Consider the following 21,473-nt stretch of genomic DNA (forward strand, 5'->3'; position numbering starts at 1 on the left):
TTGAGCGGTGGGTGGGCATGCTTAGGCAAGGTCTATGGTCCCAAATCAGAAAGGCTAGACGGCCCCATTATGTAGGCAAATTAGCGGCCATGTTAAGGGGGCGAAACAACGATCAAACTCCTGTGAACCATACCCACCGATTTTTGCATCAAAGTTTATGCACTTTACCGATTTGTAACCGCGTCGCCCTATCTTGCTTGAAGAGTTTCGAGCCGTGTGGCGTTTCGGGGGACGCGCGCGCATTGGCAATGAGTTGAGTAGAACGGTTCGGCGTGTATCGAACCGGTCCAGTAAAGAGTTGGAGTATCGGGTGCCGACCCTACTGCGTATAGAGTCCACGCGCGCCGCATTTGCGCGATTTGCCCTCACTGCCTTCATTTCCATCGCCATCGCTTCGGCGCTGACTGCCCCGGCCGCGGCGCAGAACGTGCCGCGCGCCTATGCAGGCATTGCGGTCGACGCCAAGACCGGGCAAGTCCTGTATCAGGACGACGCCAATGAGCTGAGATACCCCGCCTCGCTCACCAAGGTCATGACGCTTTATATCCTGTTCCAGGAGCTTGAAGCCGGGCGTCTGCGCCTTGACAGCAAGCTCAACGTTTCGGCACACGCCGCCGCAGCCGTCCCGACCAAGCTTTACGTGCAGCGCGGATCGACCATCACGGTCGAAAACGCCATCAAGGCTCTTGTTACGCTTTCCGCCAATGACGTCGCCCGCGTCATCGGCGAAAATATCTCCGGGACCGAGAGCCAGTTCGGCCAGCGCATGACCCAGACGGCTCGTGCACTCGGCATGAGCCGCACCACCTACCGAAATGCGTCGGGCCTTCCAGACAGCGGCCAGGTGACCACGGCCAACGATCAGGCCATCCTCGCTCGCGCCATCTATCTCCACTTCCCCAACTACTACCAATATTTCCAGACCCGCAGCTTCACCTATGGCAGCCGCACATACGGCAACCACAATGCGCTGCTGGGCCAGAATGGCGTCGACGGGATCAAGACAGGCTACATCAATGCCTCCGGTTACAACCTGATGACCGCTGCCCGCTCCAATAACCGCCATATCGTCGTCGTGGCGCTCGGCTTCAATACCGGCGCGTCGCGCAATTCTCGGGTGGCGGAATTGGTTCGGACCTATCTTCCGCAGGCACGTCAGGGCGACTATTGGCGCGAAGCCATGATCGCACGGCCGACGCTGCTGGGTAACGGCATTGCCGTGGCCTCCGCAGGGGTTGCCGTGCCGCTGAGCGGCCTGCCGCCCGCACGGCCTGTGAGCCTATTGCCAGTCATCACCGCGGAACAGGCAGCCATGCAGGTGGCGGCCGTGACAGGCAACCCGGTTGCTCCAACGGCCCCCGCGGCCGAGCCGACCGGTCCGGCCGAACCCGAAACCATCCCTTTCCAGGTGGTGGCGGCTGAAGATATTCCCGCGCGTCCAGGGGACAGCGCGCTCGATCAGGCAACCTACGTGGCGACAGGCGTCATGCCGGAAACACCGGCCTACCCGGCCGATGATCCGATCGGTGCGTGGATTGCCGAGACAATGCGGCTTGCCGAACCTGAAGTGGGAACATTGCAACCCGGCCAGGTTCTTGTTCCCCCCGCTCCGATTGCACGCCCCGTCGATCTCGTCACGACGAACAGTGCGGTAACGATACCTGGTGGCGGCTGGATTGTTCAGGTCGGTGCTGCCAACACCGAAGACGGCGCCAATCAGATGCTGAGCCAGGCGACCCAGACCAACAACCAGCTCGGCGATCTGCGTGGCTATGTCGAGCCTTTCGACCGGAACGGGGTCACCTACTACCGCGCCCGCTTTGCCGGCTTTGCGGACCGCTCACAGGCCCGGACCACCTGCGATGCACTGACCCAGGCTTCGATCAACTGTCTGGCGGTGCAAGGCTAAATCATAAATCACCCGTCTTTTCCTGTTGGCGCAAATGTATGGAGTCGCCCAATGAGTGAACGGAACGGACTGACCGATCTGAAGTCTTTTCGGTCCAGCTCCCCGCTGGCCTCGGAGGACCCGGTCGTCCAGGCTACGGCCATAAGTGCCTTGGCGCGCGGCATTGAAGGGCATCGACCCGTTCGCCGCCGTGTCACTGATATGCTTTCGGTTGTGCTCGCACTGTCCTCCCGTACCCGTCGGATGGTCCACCCGCCGGTGGCCATCGATCTCGATGTTTTCGGCCCAACCGGGCAGCGCGCGCTGCGCCTTTACCTGCCCAGCGGCGACTGACAGGAACCAGACCACGCCCTGACCGTTGCAGTCCGTGATCGCACCACGGAGGTCTTCAATGACGGTTAAAGGAAAAATCGCCCTCGTGACCGGCGCGGGCTCGGGTCTAGGCAAGGCCAGCGCGCTCAAGCTGGCGCGCAAAGGTGCGGACGTCGCCGTGTTGAGCCGCACGAAAGAGGAGGTCGACACGGTATGCGCCGAAATCGAGGCGCTTGGGCAGCGCGCCCTGCCCCTCTACGCCGACGTGTCCGACCTCGCCGACATGATCTCTGCCTTCGACCAGATCAAGCAGTCCTTCGGTCGCCTCGATATCGTGTTCGCGAATGCCGGCATAAATGGCACCTGGGCACCGATCGACGAGCTTGATGTCGAGGACTGGGACCAGACGATCGCAATCAATCTCCGCGGGACATTTCTTACATTCAAGTTTGCCGTTCCCCTGCTCAAGCAGCAGGGCGGCTCGATTATCGTGACCTCATCGATCAACGGGACGCGAACTTTTACCACCGCTGGGGCCTCGGCCTATTCTACCACAAAGGCGGGTCAGCTCGCGCTGGTGCAGATGACCGCCCTGGAGCTGGCACAGTACAAAATCCGCGTGAATGCGATATGCCCGGGCGCCATCGAGAGCAATATCGACGAGAACACAAATCGCGAGAACGCCGAGCGTGCGGCCGTGCCGGTTCATTTTCCTGAAGGGGATATCCCGCTGACTGGCGGCGAGCCCGGACGTGCCGAGGACGTGGCCGATCTCGTTCACTTCCTGGCTTCAGATGCCTCGCGACACATTACCGGCACGCCAGTGTGGATCGATGGCGGGCAGTCCCTCCTGGTCTGACGCTCAGGCCGTGCCGTTCAATGCTGCGTCGTAGCCAAGGCTCTCGGTCGCGCTCATTTGAGGGCTGGATGGCAGATTAAGCGCCTCGATCAGATGGCGGTACTCCAGACGGGCGCTGACATGGCTCATGGACGGCGCGCCACCAAGCACCTCCTCGTCCAAAGGATCGAACACGGTCATACCGATTGGAAAAAGCGAGCGGAAAACCACACGCTCGCCGATGCCATCCGCAATACGACAACCGACGCGCCCGCTCACCGCGTCGAGGCCAAGTTGGATAAGGCGAGCGTTGCGTGAATTGAGCGTACTCATGCGGTTGCGGACAAGGACCCAGTCGATGGTTCTACCATCGATGCTCAGGCGCTCGCGCCGGGCCCGCTGAACGAGTCGGGTATAGTGGCTCAATTCGACCACGGTCGCGCGCTCGGGGTCGATGCGAGCCACCACGTCGAGATCAATCAGGCTGTCGTTGAGTGGAGTGATAAGCGTATCTGCCAGAGAGTGTGCAATGCGCGTGAGATGCGTATCGAACCCCGGGGTATCGATGACCAGGAAATCGACGTCGCGCTCGACGTCAACGACGGCCTGGCGAAACATATCGAACTCACGACGATTGCTATCGGCAACGGAATCGTCTTGCGCACGCGGCAGATGAAAATGAATGGGATGGGGTACGGAGACCCCGTGCGCCCGCGACCACTCGCGACGATTGCGGACATAGGTGGTGAAGGTCTGCTGACGGCTGTCGCAATCTATTGTTGCGACACGATGGCCCTCGTAGAGCAACTGGACGGCCAAGTGAATCGCTGTCGTGGATTTGCCTGAGCCACCTTTTTCGTTGCCCAGCACAATAACATGCGCGTTGTTGCGCTCGATTCTCATCGTCGTCCCCTACACTTTTGCCGAAGCGGCCAAACAATGAGGTGCTTCGCCCCATGCAGACAAGCTGGAATAGTGTCGCTTTCGACAATGAATGGCAGGAAGACTTGTTGATTTGATTAAAATGCCGGAGCGCGTTCACGCCCCGGCACGAGATTCGCTGTCGCTAGATCCAGTAGGGTGGAACGCCATAATAGGTGTAGACGTCCAATGCCCGCTGGCGATCATTCCATTCATAATCGTCGTCGGAGCCGTAGCGCGGCGCCTCATCAAGCTCGGCCTTGGAGAGATCGGTGCGATACCCACCAATGGATTCGTCATAGGTGAGCTTGGCCCATGGCACGGGATAATGATCATCGCCGATTCCCAGGAAACCGCCAAAGCTTAGCACGGCATAGGCGACCTTTCCGCTGGGCTTGTCTATCATGAGACGCTCGATCTTGCCGATCTTGTCGTTTTTCGAGCCATAAACGGACGTACCTTCAACCTTATCGCTTCCAATGAGATTTCCGGTCTCACGGCTGTCCAGGTCGCGGGCGTTGAGCCCATTATCTGTCCTCGGGTCCATTTGACTTCTCCGTAGTGTTGCACTGGAGAGCAAACGGATGGGCCTTCTCAGGGTTCCTGAATCGTTAACCTGGAGCTGTTCAGATGAGGCCGAGCGCCGCCAGCTCCTTCGCCATGCCGTCTGGCAAGTCATCGCCTGAGGCTCCGAGATCGGGCGGGCAGTCGTTGGGGTCGAGATAGCGCCAGCCCTGGAATGGCCGTCGTGGATACGGCACGGTGCGGACGATCTCTGGATCCAGAACGATGTCGCAACAGGATCGCCCCTCGTGATCGGTGGCCGCGTCCAGCGCGACGATAGCCTGTCGACACCGCACGGCACCGCCGATCACCCAATACAGCGATCCTGTTCCGACGATCTCCTCGGCCCTTTTCGGCATCATACGCGTGCGATGCACAGTGAATCCGTCCGCACGTCCATGCCCTATTGCGCGCCGCTCGGCACGCCAGGCGATCAAATCTTCCACCGAAGAGACACCGACGCAAAGCTTGATGATGTGCATGTCGAACCTGAAAAAGAAAATGGAGCGACCATTTCCGGGCACTCCATTTGTCCTAACTGACTCTGGTCTCTACCGAAAGGCCGTATCAGGCGCCGGCAATGACCGAGACAATGAAACCAAGCGAGATCAAACCGACACAGGTCCAGCTTGCTGCTCGCCAGCATACGGCCTTGGATTGGCTACGCATGCAAGCTCCTTGAACTGTTACACATCCGACTGAGGCGGCAGGCGCCGCGTTCGGTAACGTCTAATTAACGATCCGGCCCACAGTCCGCAAGCCACGTTCGCGCCACATTCGATCATTTCTCGATTGCGCGCCGTGCATGGCTCGATTCGCTCCTAGAACAGCCCGAACCACCAACCGGCGAGTGTCAGGAAGGCGAAGAACCCGACGACGTCGGTAAGGGTCATGACGAATGTCGATGATGCCACGGCCGGGTCGATCTTGAGCTTGTCGAGACCCATGGGTATGAGAATACCGCACCCGCCGGCAACGATCATGTTGACCACCATGGCCGCTCCGATGACCACACCGAGCGCAGGGTTTGAGAAGCGGAACGCTGTTATCAACCCGAGCAAGACAGCAAATATTGCTCCATTGGTGAGCCCTACCAGTAATTCGCGTGAGATAAGACGCTTTGCGTTGTTCTTGTCGAGTTCGCGCTGCGATATGGCGCGCACCGTGACGGTCATGGTCTGAGTGCCCGCCACCCCGCCCATCGATGCCACGATGGGCATAAGCACCGCCAGAGCCACCATCTGTTCGATTGTCGCATCGAAAAGACCGATGACGAGGGATGCGAGGGTCGCGGTGCCAAGATTGACCAATAGCCATGTTGCACGGCTGCGCACCACGCCCGGCACGGTCTTGGAAATGTCTTCATCGCCCACGCCGCCTAGGCGGTGAATGTCCTCATTTGCCTCTTCCGTGATGACGTCGACGATGTCGTCGATGGTGAGCACCCCCACGAGGCGCTGGCTTTCATCGACAACGGCCACCTCGATCTGGTCGTACCGCTCGAAAATGCGTGCAGCTTCCTCCTGGTCGAGCGTAGCCTCGATCTGCCGGACCTGCGTGTTCATGATGTCCTGAACGCGCGTGGCACGCTGGGCGCGCAGTATGCGATCGAGGGGGATGGTGCCGAGCAGATTGTAGCCGGGGTCTATGACGTAAAGCTGGTAGAAATCGTCGGGCAGGTCGTCATTGGTACGCAGATAGTCGATGGTCTGCCCTACCGTCCAGAATGGCGGAATGGCAATGAAATCAGTCTGCATTCGCCGGCCGGCGGAGTCTTCAGGGAAATCGAGGCTTCGCTTGAGCGATATCCGCTCGAACGCCGGCATCTGGGACAGGATTTCGTCGCGGTCGTCCTGATCGAGATCTTCGAGAATATAAACAGCGTCATCGCTATCGAGATCGGCAACGCCGCGTGCGATGTCGGCGTTGGGCAGCGATTCCATAAGCTCGATGCGGACGGAATCGTCGACTTCGGTCAGCGCGAGAAAGTCGAACTCATCACCAAGCAGGGTCACGAGCGCAACACGCTCGTCTGCGGTCAATGCCTCGATGACATCGCCCGTCTCCGACTCATGCAGCGGTGCCATGCGCTCGATGAGCCGAGCGCGATCCCCGGCGGCGATTTCAGCCCGCAGGGCATCCAGCCAATCAGCACTGAGACGGCCTTCTGCGTCGTGAATAGAACTGTCGGCGGCCAGGTCGGGGTGGGTCGGGGCGTCTTCGCTCATCGCAACTCTCCTTTGATCCGGATGGCCATCCGCGTGAATCAATTGGGCTCGTTCGCTTGGGTACCGTATGCCGCGCGCCAATACCACAGCCCAGTAAGCGTCCATGCACCCTGACGCCCCTCGAGCCAACCATACCTATGTATTTGCGCAGAGGCTGAAATAAGCCGGCTCTTATATCTATTAATGTCAGCGTCGACAGACCGACATGGGAGGTGCGCGATGATGGCGCGAGATGGGGCGGACTGGTTGCGCACAGGGTCTTGGATCGTCTTGGGACCCTTGATCTGCATGGTTATTTCACTCGCCTATAACGGGATGGTATTCGCTCATGATGACCCCATCGTTCGTAATCGCGCGCTTCAAGCGGCGCTAATTCTTCCGCTCCTGCCGGGTCTGCCTTTGTTTGTCTATTTCTCTTTCAAACTTCGCGAACTGGCCGAGGTCAATCGCAAGTTGGGCATCATCGCGGCCACCGATGGCCTTACCAGATGCCTCAATCGCAGCGCGTTCACGACCCTGGTCGAAACGAAACTCGAGCACATGTTCGCCGCCGGTCTGCAAATGCACGGTGCATTTCTCATTGTTGATGCGGACAACTTCAAAACCATCAACGATCGCTTCGGGCACCAGAATGGCGACGAGGCGCTATCTATCATTGCCCAGGCCATTCGTTCTTCGGTGCGTGCTGGTGACAGCGTGGGCAGGATTGGTGGCGAGGAGTTCGGCATTTTCCTTCCAGCCGTGGACCGATACGCTGCCGAAATTGTCGCCGAGCGCCTTCGGAATGCCGTTTCACAAGCGATTTTCACCGTGGATGGCCAACTCTATCCGCTCTCGGTCAGCGTTGGCGGCGTGGTGTTCGATGATCAAACACAATTTGAGTTGCTATACAAAATGGCCGACGAGCGCCTCTACACCGCCAAGGGGGAGGGCAGAAACTGCGTTCGCATCGCAGGATCAGACGGTCGAAACGAAGGACTGGCGATGGTGTGACGGGCGACCTATGTTGCGGGGATGACCAGCACTATCAATGACTTCTTCAATGGCGACGCTGTGACGATCGCCCGCCGCATGATCGGGGCGAGGTTTCTTGTAGACGGCGTGGGTGGGATCATCGTGGAGACTGAAGCCTACACGCTGAGCGATCCCGCATCACACAGCTTTCGCGGTTTAACGGCGCGAAACGCTTCCATGTTCGATGAACCGGGCACCATCTATGTGTATCGCAGCTACGGCATTCATTGGTGCGTCAACGCTGTATGCCAACCTGGCAGCGCCGTCCTGATCCGCGCTCTGGCCCCGACGGACGGCATTGCTGCCATGATGGCGCGTCGCGGCGTCACGGACATGCGCAAGCTCTGCGGCGGCCCGGGATGTTTGACCCAAGCGCTGGGCATAGACATCAGCCATAACGGTAGGGCGATTTCACAAGCCCCATTTACTTTCACGCCTGAACAATGCCCGGCCGAGATCGTCGCAGGACCTCGCATAGGGATAAGCAAGGCGACCGAGCATCCGTGGCGCTTCGGGCTCTCGGGCAGCCGATATCTGAGCCGCCCCATGAAGAAAAGCGGCCCCTCACGCACGTGAGAGGCCGCCTTCAAATCGTCAGAGACTAAGGCCCTAGGCCTGAATGACCACCACGCGCGCACCGCTCGGCACGCGTTCGTATAGGTCGATCACATCATGATTGAGCATGCGAACACAGCCCGAGGACATGGCGAGACCAATGGATTGCGGCTGATTGGTGCCGTGGATCCGGAACATAGTATCGCGACCACCGCGGTAGAGGTAAAGCGCGCGCGCGCCGAGCGGGTTGTTGAGCCCGCCGGGCACGCCATTGCGATACGGCCCGTTCGCCTCAGGATCGCGCCGCAACATATTGGCCGTCGGCGTCCAGCCTGGCCATTCGGCTTTGCGCCCGACATAGGCATTCCCGCGCAACGCTAGCCCTTCCCGGCCAACGCCGATGCCGTAGCGCATGGCCCTGCCTTCGCCGAGGACGTAATACAGATATTTGGACGGTGTATCCACGACCAGCGTGCCCTTGGCATGGCTCGTGTCGTAGTCGACTTCCTGCCGCCGCAGATGCGGTTGGATCATCCGGGCATTGAGCGCCGGCAATGGAAATTCAGGATGCGGGATAGCCGCATAAGCATTTAGCACAGCCGAACCACTATCCGTGGTCGGCGCCGTGCGAGTGGAACACGCCGCTAGAAACAATGGCAATGCAACAAGGAAACCGCGTCGCGTAAGACTCATCAATCGCTACCCAAGCCGAGAATCAACAATGCTGAGAAGATTAACCATAAGAGTTAAAACTTCTCTCACCATAATTGCGCCGCATCTTCGTGACGGACCAAATCAAGACATCGCGCCGCCCGCCTGCTGCAAAACAGCAACACAAGCACCCGGCTATATGCTGCGTTCTGGGATGTCTGAACTTGGGGGCTTTGCCGGCTACAAAGAGCCAGAGATGGTGCGGTCGAGAAGACTCGAACTTCCACGGGAGTTACCCCACAGCGACCTCAACGCTGCGCGTCTACCAATTCCGCCACGACCGCACTGTCTGGGGAACGCTGCGCCCTCAGGCGAAGCGAGGCTGCATGTAGCAAAAGGATTGTGATCCCTCAAGTGCCTAATTGATCGATTGGGGATAAAGTTGTCCGCACGCTACGCGGGCTTGATCACCTTCTCGGTCACCACCACATGCAGCTGACCGTCATCCACCTGTACCTCGCCCTTGGCGATCAGGGTGTTGTTGGCATAGATACGCATGGGATCGTTCTCGAACGCGTCGAGTTCGATGACCGCGCCGCGCCCAAGCCGCAGCAGGTGATGCACCGGCAAAATTGCAGCACCAAGTTCCACGGAGACGTCGATTTCGATGGTTTCAAGCGTATTCATAACGGACCTGGGCAGCGGGTAGGACATGACTGGAATCAAAGCTGCCGATTTGGGACGACATTGAATGAGCATGGTTAGTGAAGCGTTAAGCGCGGATGGAAGCCAGAGTTGCGCCAGCGCCAGGAAGCTCGTGCGCGCTGACGAAAAACCGGCCAACTGGTTCATTTCCGAGCAATTGGTCTCCTACCCCGATGCACTCGAAACAATGCGTACCAGGGCACGGGCGATTGCCGACGGTGAGGCAGGAGAAGCCATTTGGCTGGTCGAGCACCCCCCGCTTTATACGGCCGGCACATCGGCGCGAGCCGAAGACCTTCTCGCGCCCGACAGATTTCCCGTGTTTGAAGCCGGTCGCGGTGGACAGTTCACCTATCATGGCCCCGGCCAGCGCGTGGTCTATGTCATGCTCGATCTTCGCGAGCGCGGTCGCGATGTCAGATGCCTAGTCTCCGGCCTGGAAAACTGGGTGATCGACACGCTTGCTGCATTCAACATCAAGGGCGAAAAGCGCGACGGACGGATTGGTGTCTGGGTCAAGCGCCCGGACAAAGGTCCGCTGGTCGAAGACAAGATTGCGGCCATCGGCGTCCGTGTGTCGCGCTGGGCCAGCTTTCACGGCATATCGCTCAACATCAGCCCGGACCTCGGTCACTACTCCGGCATTGTGCCCTGTGGTATCACTCAGCACGGCGTCACAAGCTTCGAAGACCTCGGGCAGCTGGTATCGATGCCGGAAGTCGATTCAGCGCTCCAAAGCCAGTTTGAGCGCCATTTTGGCCCCGTGCGACTTGCCAGTACCCTTTGAGGGGGACAAGGTCACACTCAAATTCCAGCGATTCCCGGTGCAAGGATCGAACGACATGCCAATGGACGATTTCAAGAAGCTCGCGACGGGCAACATCCTGTTCAACCTCAACAGGATCATTGCGCCTAAGCTCGTGACGATTCTTTATTTTCTCGGGCTCGCGGCGATCCTGCTCTGGGCAGTCACCCATTTCTTTTCGAGCTTCCGGTTCGGATTCGGCAGCGGGCTCTGGGGTCTTCTTGAAATTGCAGTGTTCGGCCTGCTGGCGCTCGTCGTGCTTCGGATCGTCTGCGAGGGCGTAATCGTCTATTTTACGGCGCATACAGCTGAGGCGGACGCTTATACGCCCACCGGCAGCTCAGGGTCACTTATCGACGACGTCCGGGACGCGCTCGAGGAACTGGCTGAGGCAGAGGAGATCGAGGAACGGCCAACGCCGGCCGCGGCACCCGTCACGCCCAAAAAGCCGGCACCGGCAGATGTGGCAGCACCCGTGGCTGAAGAGCCGGCCATTATGCCCGACGCGGATGCACCCAAGCCGGCGGAACATGCGCCAGAAAAGCCTACGACGGCGCCTTGATCTCAACGAGCCCTGCCCCATCTACAAGGCTGGTTTGAGCGCGCCAAGATTGACCTTTGCGCGCTTTGCGCTATGACACGCGCAAATCTTTCGAGACGTGCAAGCCTTGCAGTCGACCCTTCGGGTGGGCGCCGTTCGCACTCTCGCTGTTTGAAGGACAGGTAGCACGCGATGAGCGCGCCCATGCAGAACGCCCCCAAAGTCGGCCTCGTTAGCCTTGGATGCCCCAAGGCCCTGGTGGATTCCGAACGCATCCTCACCACCTTGCGCGCGCAAGGCTACAGCTTTTCGCCGTCCTATGAGGGCGCCGATGTCGTGATCGTCAACACCTGCGGCTTTCTCGACAGCGCCAAGGCCGAAAGCCTGGACGCCATCGGAGAGGCGATGAGCGAAAACGGCAAGGTTATCGTCACCGGCTGCCTGGGCGGCGAAGAAGAGATGATCCGCAAGGCGCATCCCGGCGTGCTGGCCATTTCCGGCGCTCATCAATATGAAGCCGTGGTCAGCGCCGTGCACGAAGCCGTGCCGCCGATCCCCAACGCTTTCGTTGATCTGGTGCCTGAGCAGGGCCTGCGGCTGACGCCGCGTCACTATGCCTATCTAAAGATTTCCGAGGGCTGCAACAACCGTTGCACCTTCTGCATCATCCCCTCGATCCGCGGCGACCTCGTCTCCCGCCCTATTGCTTCGGTTCTCTACGAAGCAGAGCGACTAGTGAAGGCCGGGGTCAAGGAAATCATGGTGATTTCCCAGGATACCAGCGCCTATGGCGTCGATACGAAATACGCCACCTCGCCCTATCGCGGCCGTCAGGTCGAAGCACGCTTTCAGACACTGGCCGAAGAATTGGGACAGCTGGGCGCGTGGGTGCGCATGCATTACGTCTACCCCTACCCCCATGTCGATAACGTCATTCCACTGATGCGCGATGGCGTGATTTTGCCCTACCTCGACATCCCCTTCCAGCATGCCAGCCCGCAGGTTCTCAAATCCATGCGGCGTCCGGCCAATCAGGAAAAGACCGCCGATCGCATCCGCAAATGGCGCGAAGTCTGCCCCGATCTGGCGATCCGCTCGACGTTCATCGTCGGCTTTCCTGGCGAAACCGAGGAAGATTTCAGCATGCTGCTCGATTGGGTCAAGGAGACCAGGATCGACCGCGCCGGAGCGTTTCCATACGAGCCGGTGACGGGCGCACGAGCCAATGATCTCGGCCTTCAGGAAATCCCGGACGAGATCAAGCAGGAGCGCTATGGACGCCTCATGGAGGCGCTGCAGGAGGTTTCGGCCCAGCAACTGGCCAGCAGGGTCGGTCGCACCATCGACGTGCTGGTCGACGATGTGGAGCCGGAAGAGCAGCGCGTCATCGCGCGTTCCAAATGGGACGCACCGGAGATCGACGGCAATGTGATCGTCGAGAACGCCACAGGCATCAAGCCCGGCGACATGATTTCGGTGACTGTCGTAGATTCTGACGAATACGATCTCTATGCGGTCCCTGCCGGAACGGTGCAGTGATTCACGAGGCGTTCGCCGTACCGATGGATGGTGGCCCACTGACGCTGGGCCGCCAACCGGTGGTAATGGGCATTCTCAACGTAACCCCCGATAGCTTTTCAGATGGCGGGGATTTCTCGGGTGTCGAAGCCGCTGTCGAACAGGCGAGAACACTTGCGGCCGAAGGCGCCGATATCATCGATCTTGGCGGCGAGAGCACGCGGCCGGGCTCTGATGAGATTGGGGTTCAGGACGAACTCGACCGGGTGATGCCGGTTCTCGATGCGCTGGCGGACATGCGCTTTGGTCGGGTCATCTCAATCGATACCTATAAGGCTCTCGTCGCCGATCAGGCCATTCAGGCCGGAGCAAAAATCATCAATGATGTCCATGGCTTGCAGCGTGATCCTGAGATCGCGGATGTAGCGGCGCACCACGGCGCACCCGTGATCGCAATGCACTGGGATCCCGAGCGCGACACCTCTCTCGACATCATTGACGAGATCAGGCGCTGGCTGACCAAATCGATCCAGATTGCCCTCGATGCCGGTGTGGCGCGCGAACAAATCATCCTCGACCCGGGGTTCGGCTTTGCCAAATCGTTCGAGGAGAACTATGCCCTCCTCAATCGCATCGACGATTTGCACGCGCTGGGTTTCCCCATACTGGTCGGCACCTCGCGCAAGCGGATGATCGGCAATCTCCTCGATGTGGCACCGAAAGACCGCGTTTTCGGGACGGTTGCGACTTCGGTGCTTGGCTACGTCAAAGGTGCGCACATATTCCGCGTTCACGATGTGCGCCAGAACCGCGACGCCTTGCGCGTTTCATCCGCCACACTTTATGGTCCGCCGGCCACAGGGGGATAAGTTTGTGACCCAGTTTTCCGACAGCGACCGCATCATTTTGGCCGGACTTGCCTTTTACGGCTATCACGGCGTGATGATGGAAGAGAACGCCCTCGGCCAGCGCTTTCGGATCGATCTCGAACTCGGCTTGGATATGTCTGAGGCCGCACGCTCCGATGATGTCTCGGCAACCATCTCCTATGCGCACGTCTACGAGCTGGTAAAAGAGGCGTTCGAAGAGAGGCGCTTCAAACTCATCGAGGCACTTGGTCACCACATAATGGTGAGGCTTTTCAAGCGGTTCGATCGGCTTCAATGGATCAGGATCAAGGTCCGCAAGCCAGAAGCACCTTTGCCCATCGTTGCTGGCGAGGCCGCCATCGAAATGCTCAGGACGCGCGAGCAGGTCTGATGGCGAGAGTTGTACTCGCGCTGGGGGCCAATATGGGCGATCCGGCACGCCAGATCACCGAGGCCGTTGCGGCGATTGCATCGCATCCAAAGATAACCCTGCTGAAACAGAGCTCTATCATCGTGAGCGAGCCTTGGGGCAAGACCGATCAGGCGCAGTTTCACAATGGTGCCGTGCTGATCGAAACCAGCCTGGAGCCAATTGCGCTTCTCGATTTTTGCCTTGCGACAGAAGCCGCATTGGGCCGCGTCAGGGTCGAGCACTGGGGGCCGCGACTGATCGATATCGACGTGATCGCCTATGACCGGCTGGAGCTCGAGAGCCAGAGGCTCACCCTGCCCCACCCCTTTGCCCATCAACGCGAATTCGTCATCGATCCCGTCCGCGAGATCGCGCCCAAAATTGCCGATTGGCTGATGAATCGATCTGGCCAGAAATCAGGCTAAGAGCCTGATAACATTGACCGCCGCATCAAACTCCCTGCGCCGCTGCGTACGCTTGGCGGCCGCTTCGTAGTCTTCTCCCCAGAGGGAAATCTGATAGTCTTCATCGACATGTGCCGCCGTCCAGGCTTCGTCGGCGTCGATGAGTTTGTCCTTCAGACCGATGGCCAGTAGACCGGAGCCGGTAAGCCCCGTGACCGAGACCATCGCCGTTGCCGGAACGTAGTGCAAATCCGCGAGTGTGGCCCTGAGGCGCGCAAGCGTCTCGCGCGGTTGCTCTTGATGGAGAATGCCCACAGTGGGTTGAAAACTAACGCCAAAATGTCGCGCGATCTTGACGAGAACCGCATCCCAAACCGCTTCTTGTCGCTCGACAAGCTCACGCGGCGTATCGGCCCGATAGAGCAGCAAATCATTGGATGCATACTTGATGATTTCATCGATGAGGGCGGGCCCGGCCTCTTCGCCGCCTTCAATCGCCGAATTCATCAGCCGCACATGAGGCATTGTAGCAGGGTCGATATGGGTCGTTTGTGCCGCATATTCGTGCCGCATATATGAAGCGAGATCGGCGTTTGTGGTCATGATCGACTTGCCTGTCGGGGACTTGGCAACACGCTTGTTCAAAGTGACGGCAAAAATGCCGTTGTCCTCGACAACGTCGACCTCGGTATAGAAGCGTTTGGGCAGATCCTGCAGCCGATCTTTCTGCTGCCGACCCAGACCGGCATCCTGGTGCTTGAATGCATCTTCCAAAAATTCTCGCATCAGTTCAGAACCTTTTCGATCGCGTCATCGAGATGGGAGAAGTCGTCGATGATGATTTGCGCTCCCGAACCTTCGAGGGCGTCGCGGGAGTGATAGCCCCAGGTGACACCGATGGTCTTGGCGCCGGCCGAACGGCCGAGCTCCATATCGAAGGTTGTGTCACCGATCATGACCGTGGCGGCTGGATCGATGCCGGTCTCCGCGCAGGCGCGCAAGATCATACCGGGATGGGGCTTTGAGGGGTTGTGGTCGGGTGTCTGCAGCGTCACGAACCGGTCGGCAATTTGGTGCAGCGCCAGGATGCGGTGAACGCCGGTCAGGCCCTTCCCCGTGGCGATGCCGAGGACAGACGGTTCGTGGCTGCGCAGGCGATCAAGAGCGTCGAGCGCACCGGCGTATAGCGGTTCGCGAAGATGGCCCTCGGCGAGCATGGCACGGTAATGCTTGCGATAGGTGCCAGCCATGAGAATGGCCGTCTCGGCATCGCACTGGGCGAGCGTTTCCATTGCCAGTTCCAGAGAGAGACCGATCACCGAATGCGACATCTTTTCAGTCGGCTCGGGGAGACCATGGTCGCGAAACGTCGCGGCCATATGATCGACGATGATGGCGCCTGAATCGATGAGGGTGCCATCCATGTCGAACATGATGAGACGGGGTTCGGCCATCAGGCGTCATCCTCCGGATCGGCGTCCTGCGCATCGTACTGGTTGGCATCGAAACCGAGGGTATCGAAGGATGCCTTCATATGGGGCGGGAGCGGCGCCGTGATGTCGAGGCGCTTGCCGCTGCGCAGGGGAATGGCAAGACGGCGCGCGTGCAGATGGAGGCCATCGCCGAGTTCGTCGGGACGTTCCCAGTTCCAGTTATCAAGCGTGTTGTAGCGCGGGTCGTCGAGGATGGGGGTGCCGAGCTCCATCATGTGGACGCGCAATTGGTGCGTGCGCCCTGTGACGGGCTTGAGCGTAACCCAGGCGAACTGATTGGCGGCGCTGTCGGTGACCGAATAATAGCTCACCGAATGCTGGGCGCCTTCGGCGCCGTTGTCGACGACAACCATCTGCTCGCCATCCTGGGTCGACTGCCGGGCGACAAAGCATGAAATCCGGCCCTGACGCGGATGCGGCACGCCGACGGTTACCGCCCAATAAATCTTGCGGGCGGAACGCGAGCGAAAGACGGTGCCGAAATGACTGGCAGCGGCGCGCGTCTTGGCGACCAGAAGACAGCCCGACGTGTCACGGTCGAGGCGATGAACGAGGCGCGGGGCCTCGCCCTTCTTGTTGGGTAGGGATTTCAGCATGCCATCGAGGTGACGCTTGGTGCCCGACCCGCCCTGCACGGCAAGGCCGTGGGGCTTGTTGAACACATAGACGTCGTCATCTTCATAGATGATCAGATCGCGCAGGAACGCTGCGTCCTTGTCGTTGACGCGGGGCACGGACGCCGTCTCGGCAGGTACGTCACCGAGCGGCGGTACGCGGACGGTCTGGCCGGCCACGAGACGCGCATTGGTCTGGACCCGCCCGCTGTCGACGCGAACCTGGCCCGAGCGCAGCAGCTTCTGCAAGCGCCCAAATGAAAGGTGCGGGAAATGCACCGAGAACCAGCGGTCGATCCGCATTCCGTCCTCGTCTCGTGCCACTTCCCTTAACTGGACGCCGCTCATCAGGCCACTCCACGCATCAACAACAATCCAACACCGATTGCGGCCAAAGAAGCCAGAACCGAAACGAAAACATATCCAAAAGCTGCGCCCCACTGCCCGCGCTCGATCAACACGATCGTATCGAGCGAGAACGCGGAAAAGGTGGTGAACCCGCCGAGCACGCCGACCGCAAGGAACAGGCGCGCACCATCGCCCCAGCCGGAAGCCCATTTGGCAAGTGCGCCGATCAAGATGCCCATGAGCAGTGAGCCCACAACATTGACCGTTAGCGTTGCGACCGGGAACGAACCGATCGGTATCAGCTTCGACACACCAAAGCGAGCCATCGAGCCAATGGCACCACCTAGTCCGACGAGAATGAATGCATACATTGGCCCGAACCGCGCCAAACTGAAAAAGATGCGGACCTTCTAGCGGTAAATTGCCGCGACGTCAGCCTATTAAGGCGGCATCATTCATCTGGCCGTTTTCTGGCCGTGTGCATGACAGCGAGGATTTCGACGACCTCGGTTACGCGATAAGCGACGATGTAAGGGATCTCGCCAAATACCAATTCTCGCGCCTGCCCATCGACACGCATTTTCAGAGTTTCGGGCATTTCGAGTGTCATCATCATCGGCGCTGTATTGTCCTCACCGCCTGGTTAGCGAAGAGGTATCAGGGCATACCCTTCGACGCCCTGAGCTTGCCGAAATAGTCCATGCGTTTTTTGATTTCGCGCTCGAAACCGCGTTCGACCGGCTTGTAGAAGTCCTGACGGCCGATCTGGTCGGGGAAATATTCCTGGCCGGAAAAGCCTTCAGGGGTGTCGTGGTCATAGATATAGCCCTCGCCATACCCTTCAGACTTCATCAGCTTGGTCGGGGCGTTGAGGATGGCCATGGGCGGGGTTGGTGAGCCGGTCTTTTTGGCCAGCGCTAGAGCGCGGTTATAAGCATTGTAGAGCGCGTTGGATTTGGGAGCGGTCGCCAGATAGACGACGACCTCGGCCAGAGCCAGTTCACCCTCCGGCGATCCGAGCATGTGGTATGCGTCCTTTGCCGCGGTGGCGATAGGCAGTGCCTGCGGGTCTGCCATGCCGATATCTTCGACTGCCATGCGGATGAGACGGCGGGCGAGATACATGGGATCTTCGCCGGCATCGATCATGCGCGCGAAATAATAGAGCGCTGCGTCGGGGTCCGAACCGCGCACCGTCTTGTGCAGGGCGGAGATAAGGTTGTAGTGGCCGTCCTGGCTCTTGTCGTAGATCGGCGCGCGGCGCTGGACGAGACGCACGAGATCGGAGGGGTCCAAAATTTCGTCGGGACCGGTGGCGGCGATGATCTCTTCGATCAGGCCCAGCAGTGCGCGTCCATCGCCGTCGGCCATGCCCAAGAGAGATTGGCGCGCGTCGTCATCGACGGGCAGGGATTGGTTGAGTTCGGCCTCGGCGCGTTGGGCCAAGGATTCGAGATCGTCGTGATCGAGGCTGGTGAACTTGAGAACCTGCGCACGGCTCATCAAGGCGGCGTTCAGTTCAAAGCTGGGGTTTTCCGTTGTCGCCCCGACCAGAACCACGGTGCCGTCTTCCATGACGGGCAGGAAGCTGTCCTGCTGGGCGCGGTTGAACCGGTGGATTTCGTCAACGAACAGCAGCGTGCGCTGGCCGGCGCGGCGTGCTGTGCGCGCGGTCTCAAAGACCTTCTTGAGGTCGGCGACGCCCGAAAAGATCGCGGAAATCTGCTCGAAGCGATAGTCGACGGCATCGGCGAGAAGGCGCGCTACCGTGGTCTTGCCGGTGCCCGGCGGTCCCCACAAGATGAGCGAGCCCATGCGTCCGGATCCGAGCATGCGGCGCAAGGTGCCGTCGGGGCCGATGATGTGCTGCTGACCGATCACCTCGTCGATCGACTTGGGCCGCAGCCGATCGGCCAGCGGACGGTCGCCGGAGGGCTGGTCGGTGGGGCGTGAGGTCGGAATATCCTCGGGGAAGAGATCGGACATGGTTTTCTCTGGACCGGGTCACCCGCCCACTATGGACCGGATGACGTTGCCGCCGCGCTGCAGCATGATTTGCCAGGATCGCGGGCGCTGGCTGGCGACGGATTCGAAGGTTTCAATATCACGAATTTCCATGCCGTTCAGTGTCAGGATGACATCGCCGGGGCGCAAGCCCAGTTGCTGGGCGGCACTGCCCCGTTCGACATCGATGATGGCAATGCCTTGGGCCGAAAATCCGAGCCCGAGCTCCTGGGCGAGCGAAGGACTGAGTTCGGCGGCAATGGCGCCGGAAAATCGCGTATTGCCCGATATAGTGACCTGGCGCGCGGAAATCGAGGGGGGCGCGACGAGGCGTACATTGGCAGCCAATTGGGTCCCGTTACGCCAAAGGACCAGGTCGGCGGTGGAGTCGAGCCGCTTGGTCGCGATACGATAGTTGAGGGCTTCGGGGTCTTGAACCGCAATGCCGTCGATGGATGTGATCACATCGCCCGATGCCAGACCTGCGGCCGCAGCCGGGCTATCGGGAGCGATCTCGGTGACGAGTGCGCCGCGTGGCGTTTCAAGCCCAAGGCTGGCGGCCAGATCGACGTCGAGCATTTGCGTCTGGGCACCGAACCATGGCCTGATGATCTGACCGCCATCCTCGCCAGCGGCGGCAATGACGCGGGCCATGTTGGACGGAATGGCAAAACCGATGCCTTGTGATCCGCCCGAGCGCGTAAAGATCGCCGTATTGATGCCGACCAGTCGGCCGTTCATATCGACCAGCGCGCCGCCCGAATTGCCGGGATTGATGGCGGCGTCGGTCTGAATGAAGAACTGGTAGTCGGTGATGCCCATCCCCGTGCGCGCCAAGGCCGATACGATGCCGCTAGAGACAGACTGCCCTACGCCGAACGGATTGCCGATGGCGAGGACGAGATCGCCGACTTCGAGCATGTCGGAATCGGCGAACTCCACGATTGGGAAGTCCCTGCCCTGCGGATCGCGCACCGAGAGGACGGCGAGATCGGTGGCACTGTCGGCGAGAACGAGATCGACGGGGTATTCACGTCCGTCGTTGGTAACGACACGAATATCGGTGGCGTTTTCAACGACGTGATTGTTGGTGAGGATCATGCCCTCGGGCGATACGATGACGCCCGAGCCGAGCGATTGCGAAGTCTGGGGGCGCTGCTGGAAGAATGGAGAGTCGCCGAAGAAGCGGTCGAAGAATGGATCGCCGGTCATCATGCGTTGCTGTTCAACCCGCGTCGCATAGACATTGACCACGGCGGGTGCGACCTCGCGGACGATGGGTGAGTAGGAAAGCTGGACCTGTTCCTGGCTTTGGGGCACCTGCCGTTCGGTCTGGGCGTGAGCCACCACGGGGCTGGCGACGATAAGGATGGCGAGGACAATCTGGCGCAACATGCATTCACTCCGGTTCCAACCGACGCGCTAGAAGGTATGACGGAGCGGCCCGGTTTCAAGTGACAAAGCTGTAAGGTTGAGCCCGGATGGCAACGCTTTTTGACCGTGTGCAAAGAATCGTCACAAGCTGCGTCTATAGGCTGAAAAACTGCATTGCGGAGGGGGGCAATGCAGCCTATACACCGCCGCTTTCAACCCCCGCACAAGGTATCCAGCCTCAATGGACCAAGCGCCGTCTCGCCGCTACGCGAACACCGCCGAACTGATCGCCACCGAAGAGCCCGATTTCCCGAGCTTTTTGTTTTCCGAACCGGAATTGGTCAAGGCTATCAATACCTTCAAGTCCGGCTTTGATGGACTTTTGACCTATGCGGTCAAATCCAACCCCTCCCCGCATATCCTCAAGATCATGCACCGCGAGGGGCTCAAGGCCTATGACGTGGCGTCCAATACCGAGATGGCACTGATCGCAGAATATGCGCCCGGTGCGGGCATGCACTACAACAATCCGATCAAGTCGCGGCGCGAAATCCAGCGCGCCTATGAAGACTTTGGCGTGCGCTCGTTCACCATCGACCACGTGGCCCAGCTCGATCAGCTCGCCACGGTGATCCCGCCGAGCGAGGATGTCGAGGTCACGATACGTTTCAAGGCGGGCAAGGCGCTGAAATCCTATGATTTCGGCACCAAGTTCGGCGTCATGGAAGAAGGCGCCATCTCGATCGCCACGCTGGCCAAGGCCATGGGCTATTCCACATCACTCTGCTTCCATGTGGGCAGCCAGTGCGAGGAAGCCTATGCCTATGAGCGCCATATCGCGGCGGCTGGCCGAATTTCGCAGGCTGCAGGGATCGACCTGAAGCGGCTCAATATCGGTGGCGGTTTTCCCGCCCCTTACATCACCAACTCAGCGCCCCCGCTCGACGTCTATTTCGAGACGATCCGCAATGCGGTGACCGACACGTTCGGCTCGAGCAAGCCCGAGCTGATTGCAGAACCAGGCCGTGGTCTTTCCACGGGTTGCACATCGCTGTTGCTGCGCGTCAAGCACGTGCGCGGCGAGCAGTCGGTCTATCTCAACGATGGCGTCTATGGCTCGTTGATGGAAGCCATGATCCTCGAGTTCATGCCGCCTCTGCGCGTCTGGCGTGGCGACAAGGTTCTGACAGGCGAAAGCTGGGGCTTTACGATTTTCGGGCCCACATGCGACAGCTACGACATGATGCCGCAAAAATTCGTTTTGCCCGAGGCTATCGCCGAGGACGACTATATCGAATTCGGCCTCATGGGCGCCTACACGCAGGCCTCGCTGACGGCGTTCAACGGCTTTGATCGTCGCGACCTCTATTGGGTCGACGACATTCTGGTGTGAC

The 21,473-nt window shown here is 59.7% G+C and carries 25 protein-coding genes and 1 tRNA gene; 12 read left to right on the forward strand and 14 right to left on the reverse strand.

Annotated elements, in window-relative coordinates; all coding sequences use genetic code 11:
- Window positions 1-310: 310 nt before the first annotated feature.
- From BLR31_RS13550 to BLR31_RS13560, 3 genes are read left to right on the forward strand one after another with little or no spacing between them, the layout of a single operon-like run.
- Window positions 311-1,909 (forward strand): D-alanyl-D-alanine carboxypeptidase, encoded by a 1,599-nt coding sequence (locus tag BLR31_RS13550; protein ID WP_143009391.1) that lies wholly within the window; start codon window positions 311-313, stop codon window positions 1,907-1,909.
- 51 nt (window positions 1,910-1,960) lie between these two features.
- The gene (locus BLR31_RS13555; protein WP_090597232.1) at window positions 1,961-2,242 is read left to right on the forward strand and encodes a hypothetical protein; all 282 of its coding nucleotides are present in this window, start codon (window positions 1,961-1,963) and stop codon (window positions 2,240-2,242) included.
- Between the two features lie 58 nt (window positions 2,243-2,300).
- Window positions 2,301-3,080, forward strand: coding sequence for an SDR family oxidoreductase (locus BLR31_RS13560; protein ID WP_090597233.1), 780 nt, complete (start codon window positions 2,301-2,303; stop codon window positions 3,078-3,080).
- A gap of 3 nt (window positions 3,081-3,083) precedes the next feature.
- Here BLR31_RS13560 and BLR31_RS13565 read toward each other — a convergent pair whose 3' ends face one another.
- The 4 genes from BLR31_RS13565 to mgtE all read right to left on the reverse strand — a co-directional run bounded on the left by BLR31_RS13565 (window position 3,084) and on the right by mgtE (window position 6,772).
- Complete coding sequence (locus BLR31_RS13565; RefSeq protein ID WP_244505062.1) at window positions 3,084-3,962, reverse strand: division plane positioning ATPase MipZ; 879 nt, start codon at window positions 3,960-3,962, stop codon at window positions 3,084-3,086.
- 163 nt (window positions 3,963-4,125) lie between these two features.
- Entirely contained in the window at window positions 4,126-4,527 is a 402-nt protein-coding gene (locus BLR31_RS13570; RefSeq protein ID WP_090597234.1) for a PRC-barrel domain-containing protein, read from the reverse strand.
- A 79-nt stretch (window positions 4,528-4,606) separates the two neighbouring features.
- Window positions 4,607-5,068 carry a DUF1489 family protein gene (locus BLR31_RS13575; protein ID WP_342027595.1) on the reverse strand — a complete coding sequence of 154 codons (462 nt, stop codon included), beginning with the start codon at window positions 5,066-5,068 and terminating at the stop codon, window positions 4,607-4,609.
- Window positions 5,069-5,365: 297 nt separating this feature from the next.
- Entirely contained in the window at window positions 5,366-6,772 is a 1,407-nt protein-coding gene (gene mgtE / locus BLR31_RS13580; RefSeq protein WP_090597236.1) for a magnesium transporter, read from the reverse strand.
- Between the two features lie 288 nt (window positions 6,773-7,060).
- On the opposite strand from mgtE, the gene BLR31_RS13585 reads away from it, so the two are divergent.
- Together BLR31_RS13585 and BLR31_RS13590 are read left to right on the forward strand one after the other, a co-directional pair.
- On the forward strand, window positions 7,061-7,765 hold the full coding sequence (locus tag BLR31_RS13585) for a GGDEF domain-containing protein (protein WP_176762663.1): 705 nt from the start codon (window positions 7,061-7,063) through the stop codon (window positions 7,763-7,765).
- A 21-nt stretch (window positions 7,766-7,786) separates the two neighbouring features.
- The gene (locus tag BLR31_RS13590; RefSeq protein ID WP_090597238.1) at window positions 7,787-8,362 is read left to right on the forward strand and encodes a DNA-3-methyladenine glycosylase; all 576 of its coding nucleotides are present in this window, start codon (window positions 7,787-7,789) and stop codon (window positions 8,360-8,362) included.
- Between the two features lie 33 nt (window positions 8,363-8,395).
- On the opposite strand, the gene BLR31_RS13595 is transcribed toward BLR31_RS13590, so the two are convergent.
- The 3 genes from BLR31_RS13595 to BLR31_RS22045 all read right to left on the reverse strand — a co-directional run bounded on the left by BLR31_RS13595 (window position 8,396) and on the right by BLR31_RS22045 (window position 9,844).
- A complete protein-coding gene (locus BLR31_RS13595) occupies window positions 8,396-9,034 on the reverse strand; it encodes a L,D-transpeptidase (RefSeq protein ID WP_090597239.1) in 639 nt (212 codons plus the stop codon).
- A gap of 215 nt (window positions 9,035-9,249) precedes the next feature.
- A tRNA-Leu gene (locus BLR31_RS13600) sits at window positions 9,250-9,336 on the reverse strand.
- A 109-nt stretch (window positions 9,337-9,445) separates the two neighbouring features.
- Entirely contained in the window at window positions 9,446-9,844 is a 399-nt protein-coding gene (locus BLR31_RS22045) for a FliM/FliN family flagellar motor switch protein (RefSeq protein WP_244505063.1), read from the reverse strand.
- Between BLR31_RS22045 and lipB the strand changes: the two genes are divergently transcribed.
- The 6 genes from lipB (at window position 9,750) to folK (ending at window position 14,267) form a co-directional block, all read left to right on the forward strand.
- Window positions 9,750-10,484: a lipoyl(octanoyl) transferase LipB gene (gene lipB, locus BLR31_RS13610; RefSeq protein ID WP_090597294.1), complete on the forward strand. Its 735-nt coding sequence runs from the start codon at window positions 9,750-9,752 to the stop codon at window positions 10,482-10,484. The genes BLR31_RS22045 and lipB overlap by 95 nt on opposite strands.
- A 55-nt stretch (window positions 10,485-10,539) precedes the next feature.
- Complete coding sequence (locus BLR31_RS13615) at window positions 10,540-11,064, forward strand: DUF4282 domain-containing protein (protein ID WP_090597241.1); 525 nt, start codon at window positions 10,540-10,542, stop codon at window positions 11,062-11,064.
- A gap of 183 nt (window positions 11,065-11,247) precedes the next feature.
- The gene (gene rimO, locus BLR31_RS13620) at window positions 11,248-12,582 is read left to right on the forward strand and encodes a 30S ribosomal protein S12 methylthiotransferase RimO (RefSeq protein WP_210183933.1); all 1,335 of its coding nucleotides are present in this window, start codon (window positions 11,248-11,250) and stop codon (window positions 12,580-12,582) included.
- The gene (gene folP / locus BLR31_RS13625) at window positions 12,579-13,430 is read left to right on the forward strand and encodes a dihydropteroate synthase (RefSeq protein ID WP_090597243.1); all 852 of its coding nucleotides are present in this window, start codon (window positions 12,579-12,581) and stop codon (window positions 13,428-13,430) included. The genes rimO and folP overlap by 4 nt, the downstream gene beginning before the upstream one ends.
- 4 nt (window positions 13,431-13,434) lie before the next feature.
- Window positions 13,435-13,821 (forward strand): dihydroneopterin aldolase, encoded by a 387-nt coding sequence (gene folB, locus BLR31_RS13630; RefSeq protein ID WP_090597295.1) that lies wholly within the window; start codon window positions 13,435-13,437, stop codon window positions 13,819-13,821.
- A complete protein-coding gene (folK, locus tag BLR31_RS13635; protein WP_090597244.1) occupies window positions 13,821-14,267 on the forward strand; it encodes a 2-amino-4-hydroxy-6-hydroxymethyldihydropteridine diphosphokinase in 447 nt (148 codons plus the stop codon). The genes folB and folK overlap by 1 nt, the downstream gene beginning before the upstream one ends.
- On the opposite strand, the gene BLR31_RS13640 is transcribed toward folK, so the two are convergent.
- The 7 genes from BLR31_RS13640 to BLR31_RS13665 form a co-directional block, all read right to left on the reverse strand.
- A complete protein-coding gene (locus BLR31_RS13640; protein WP_090597245.1) occupies window positions 14,259-15,032 on the reverse strand; it encodes an ATP12 family chaperone protein in 774 nt (257 codons plus the stop codon). The genes folK and BLR31_RS13640 overlap by 9 nt on opposite strands.
- Window positions 15,032-15,700, reverse strand: a complete 669-nt coding sequence (locus tag BLR31_RS13645) for an HAD-IA family hydrolase (RefSeq protein WP_090597246.1) — start codon at window positions 15,698-15,700, stop codon at window positions 15,032-15,034. The genes BLR31_RS13640 and BLR31_RS13645 overlap by 1 nt, the downstream gene beginning before the upstream one ends.
- Window positions 15,700-16,701 (reverse strand): RluA family pseudouridine synthase, encoded by a 1,002-nt coding sequence (locus BLR31_RS13650; RefSeq protein ID WP_090597247.1) that lies wholly within the window; start codon window positions 16,699-16,701, stop codon window positions 15,700-15,702. The genes BLR31_RS13645 and BLR31_RS13650 overlap by 1 nt, the downstream gene beginning before the upstream one ends.
- A complete protein-coding gene (gene crcB, locus BLR31_RS13655) occupies window positions 16,701-17,072 on the reverse strand; it encodes a fluoride efflux transporter CrcB (RefSeq protein WP_090597248.1) in 372 nt (123 codons plus the stop codon). The genes BLR31_RS13650 and crcB overlap by 1 nt, the downstream gene beginning before the upstream one ends.
- A gap of 80 nt (window positions 17,073-17,152) precedes the next feature.
- Window positions 17,153-17,317: a hypothetical protein gene (locus tag BLR31_RS21385; RefSeq protein WP_244505064.1), complete on the reverse strand. Its 165-nt coding sequence runs from the start codon at window positions 17,315-17,317 to the stop codon at window positions 17,153-17,155.
- A gap of 41 nt (window positions 17,318-17,358) precedes the next feature.
- Window positions 17,359-18,687 (reverse strand): replication-associated recombination protein A, encoded by a 1,329-nt coding sequence (locus tag BLR31_RS13660; protein ID WP_090597249.1) that lies wholly within the window; start codon window positions 18,685-18,687, stop codon window positions 17,359-17,361.
- A gap of 18 nt (window positions 18,688-18,705) precedes the next feature.
- Window positions 18,706-20,100, reverse strand: a complete 1,395-nt coding sequence (locus tag BLR31_RS13665; protein WP_090597250.1) for a Do family serine endopeptidase — start codon at window positions 20,098-20,100, stop codon at window positions 18,706-18,708.
- A 220-nt stretch (window positions 20,101-20,320) separates the two neighbouring features.
- Between BLR31_RS13665 and BLR31_RS13670 the strand changes: the two genes are divergently transcribed.
- On the forward strand, window positions 20,321-21,472 hold the full coding sequence (locus BLR31_RS13670) for a type III PLP-dependent enzyme domain-containing protein (RefSeq protein WP_090597251.1): 1,152 nt from the start codon (window positions 20,321-20,323) through the stop codon (window positions 21,470-21,472).
- Window position 21,473 lies beyond the last annotated feature (1 nt).

The organism is Pelagibacterium luteolum, assembly GCF_900100665.1.
Classification (GTDB): domain Bacteria; phylum Pseudomonadota; class Alphaproteobacteria; order Rhizobiales; family Devosiaceae; genus Pelagibacterium; species Pelagibacterium luteolum.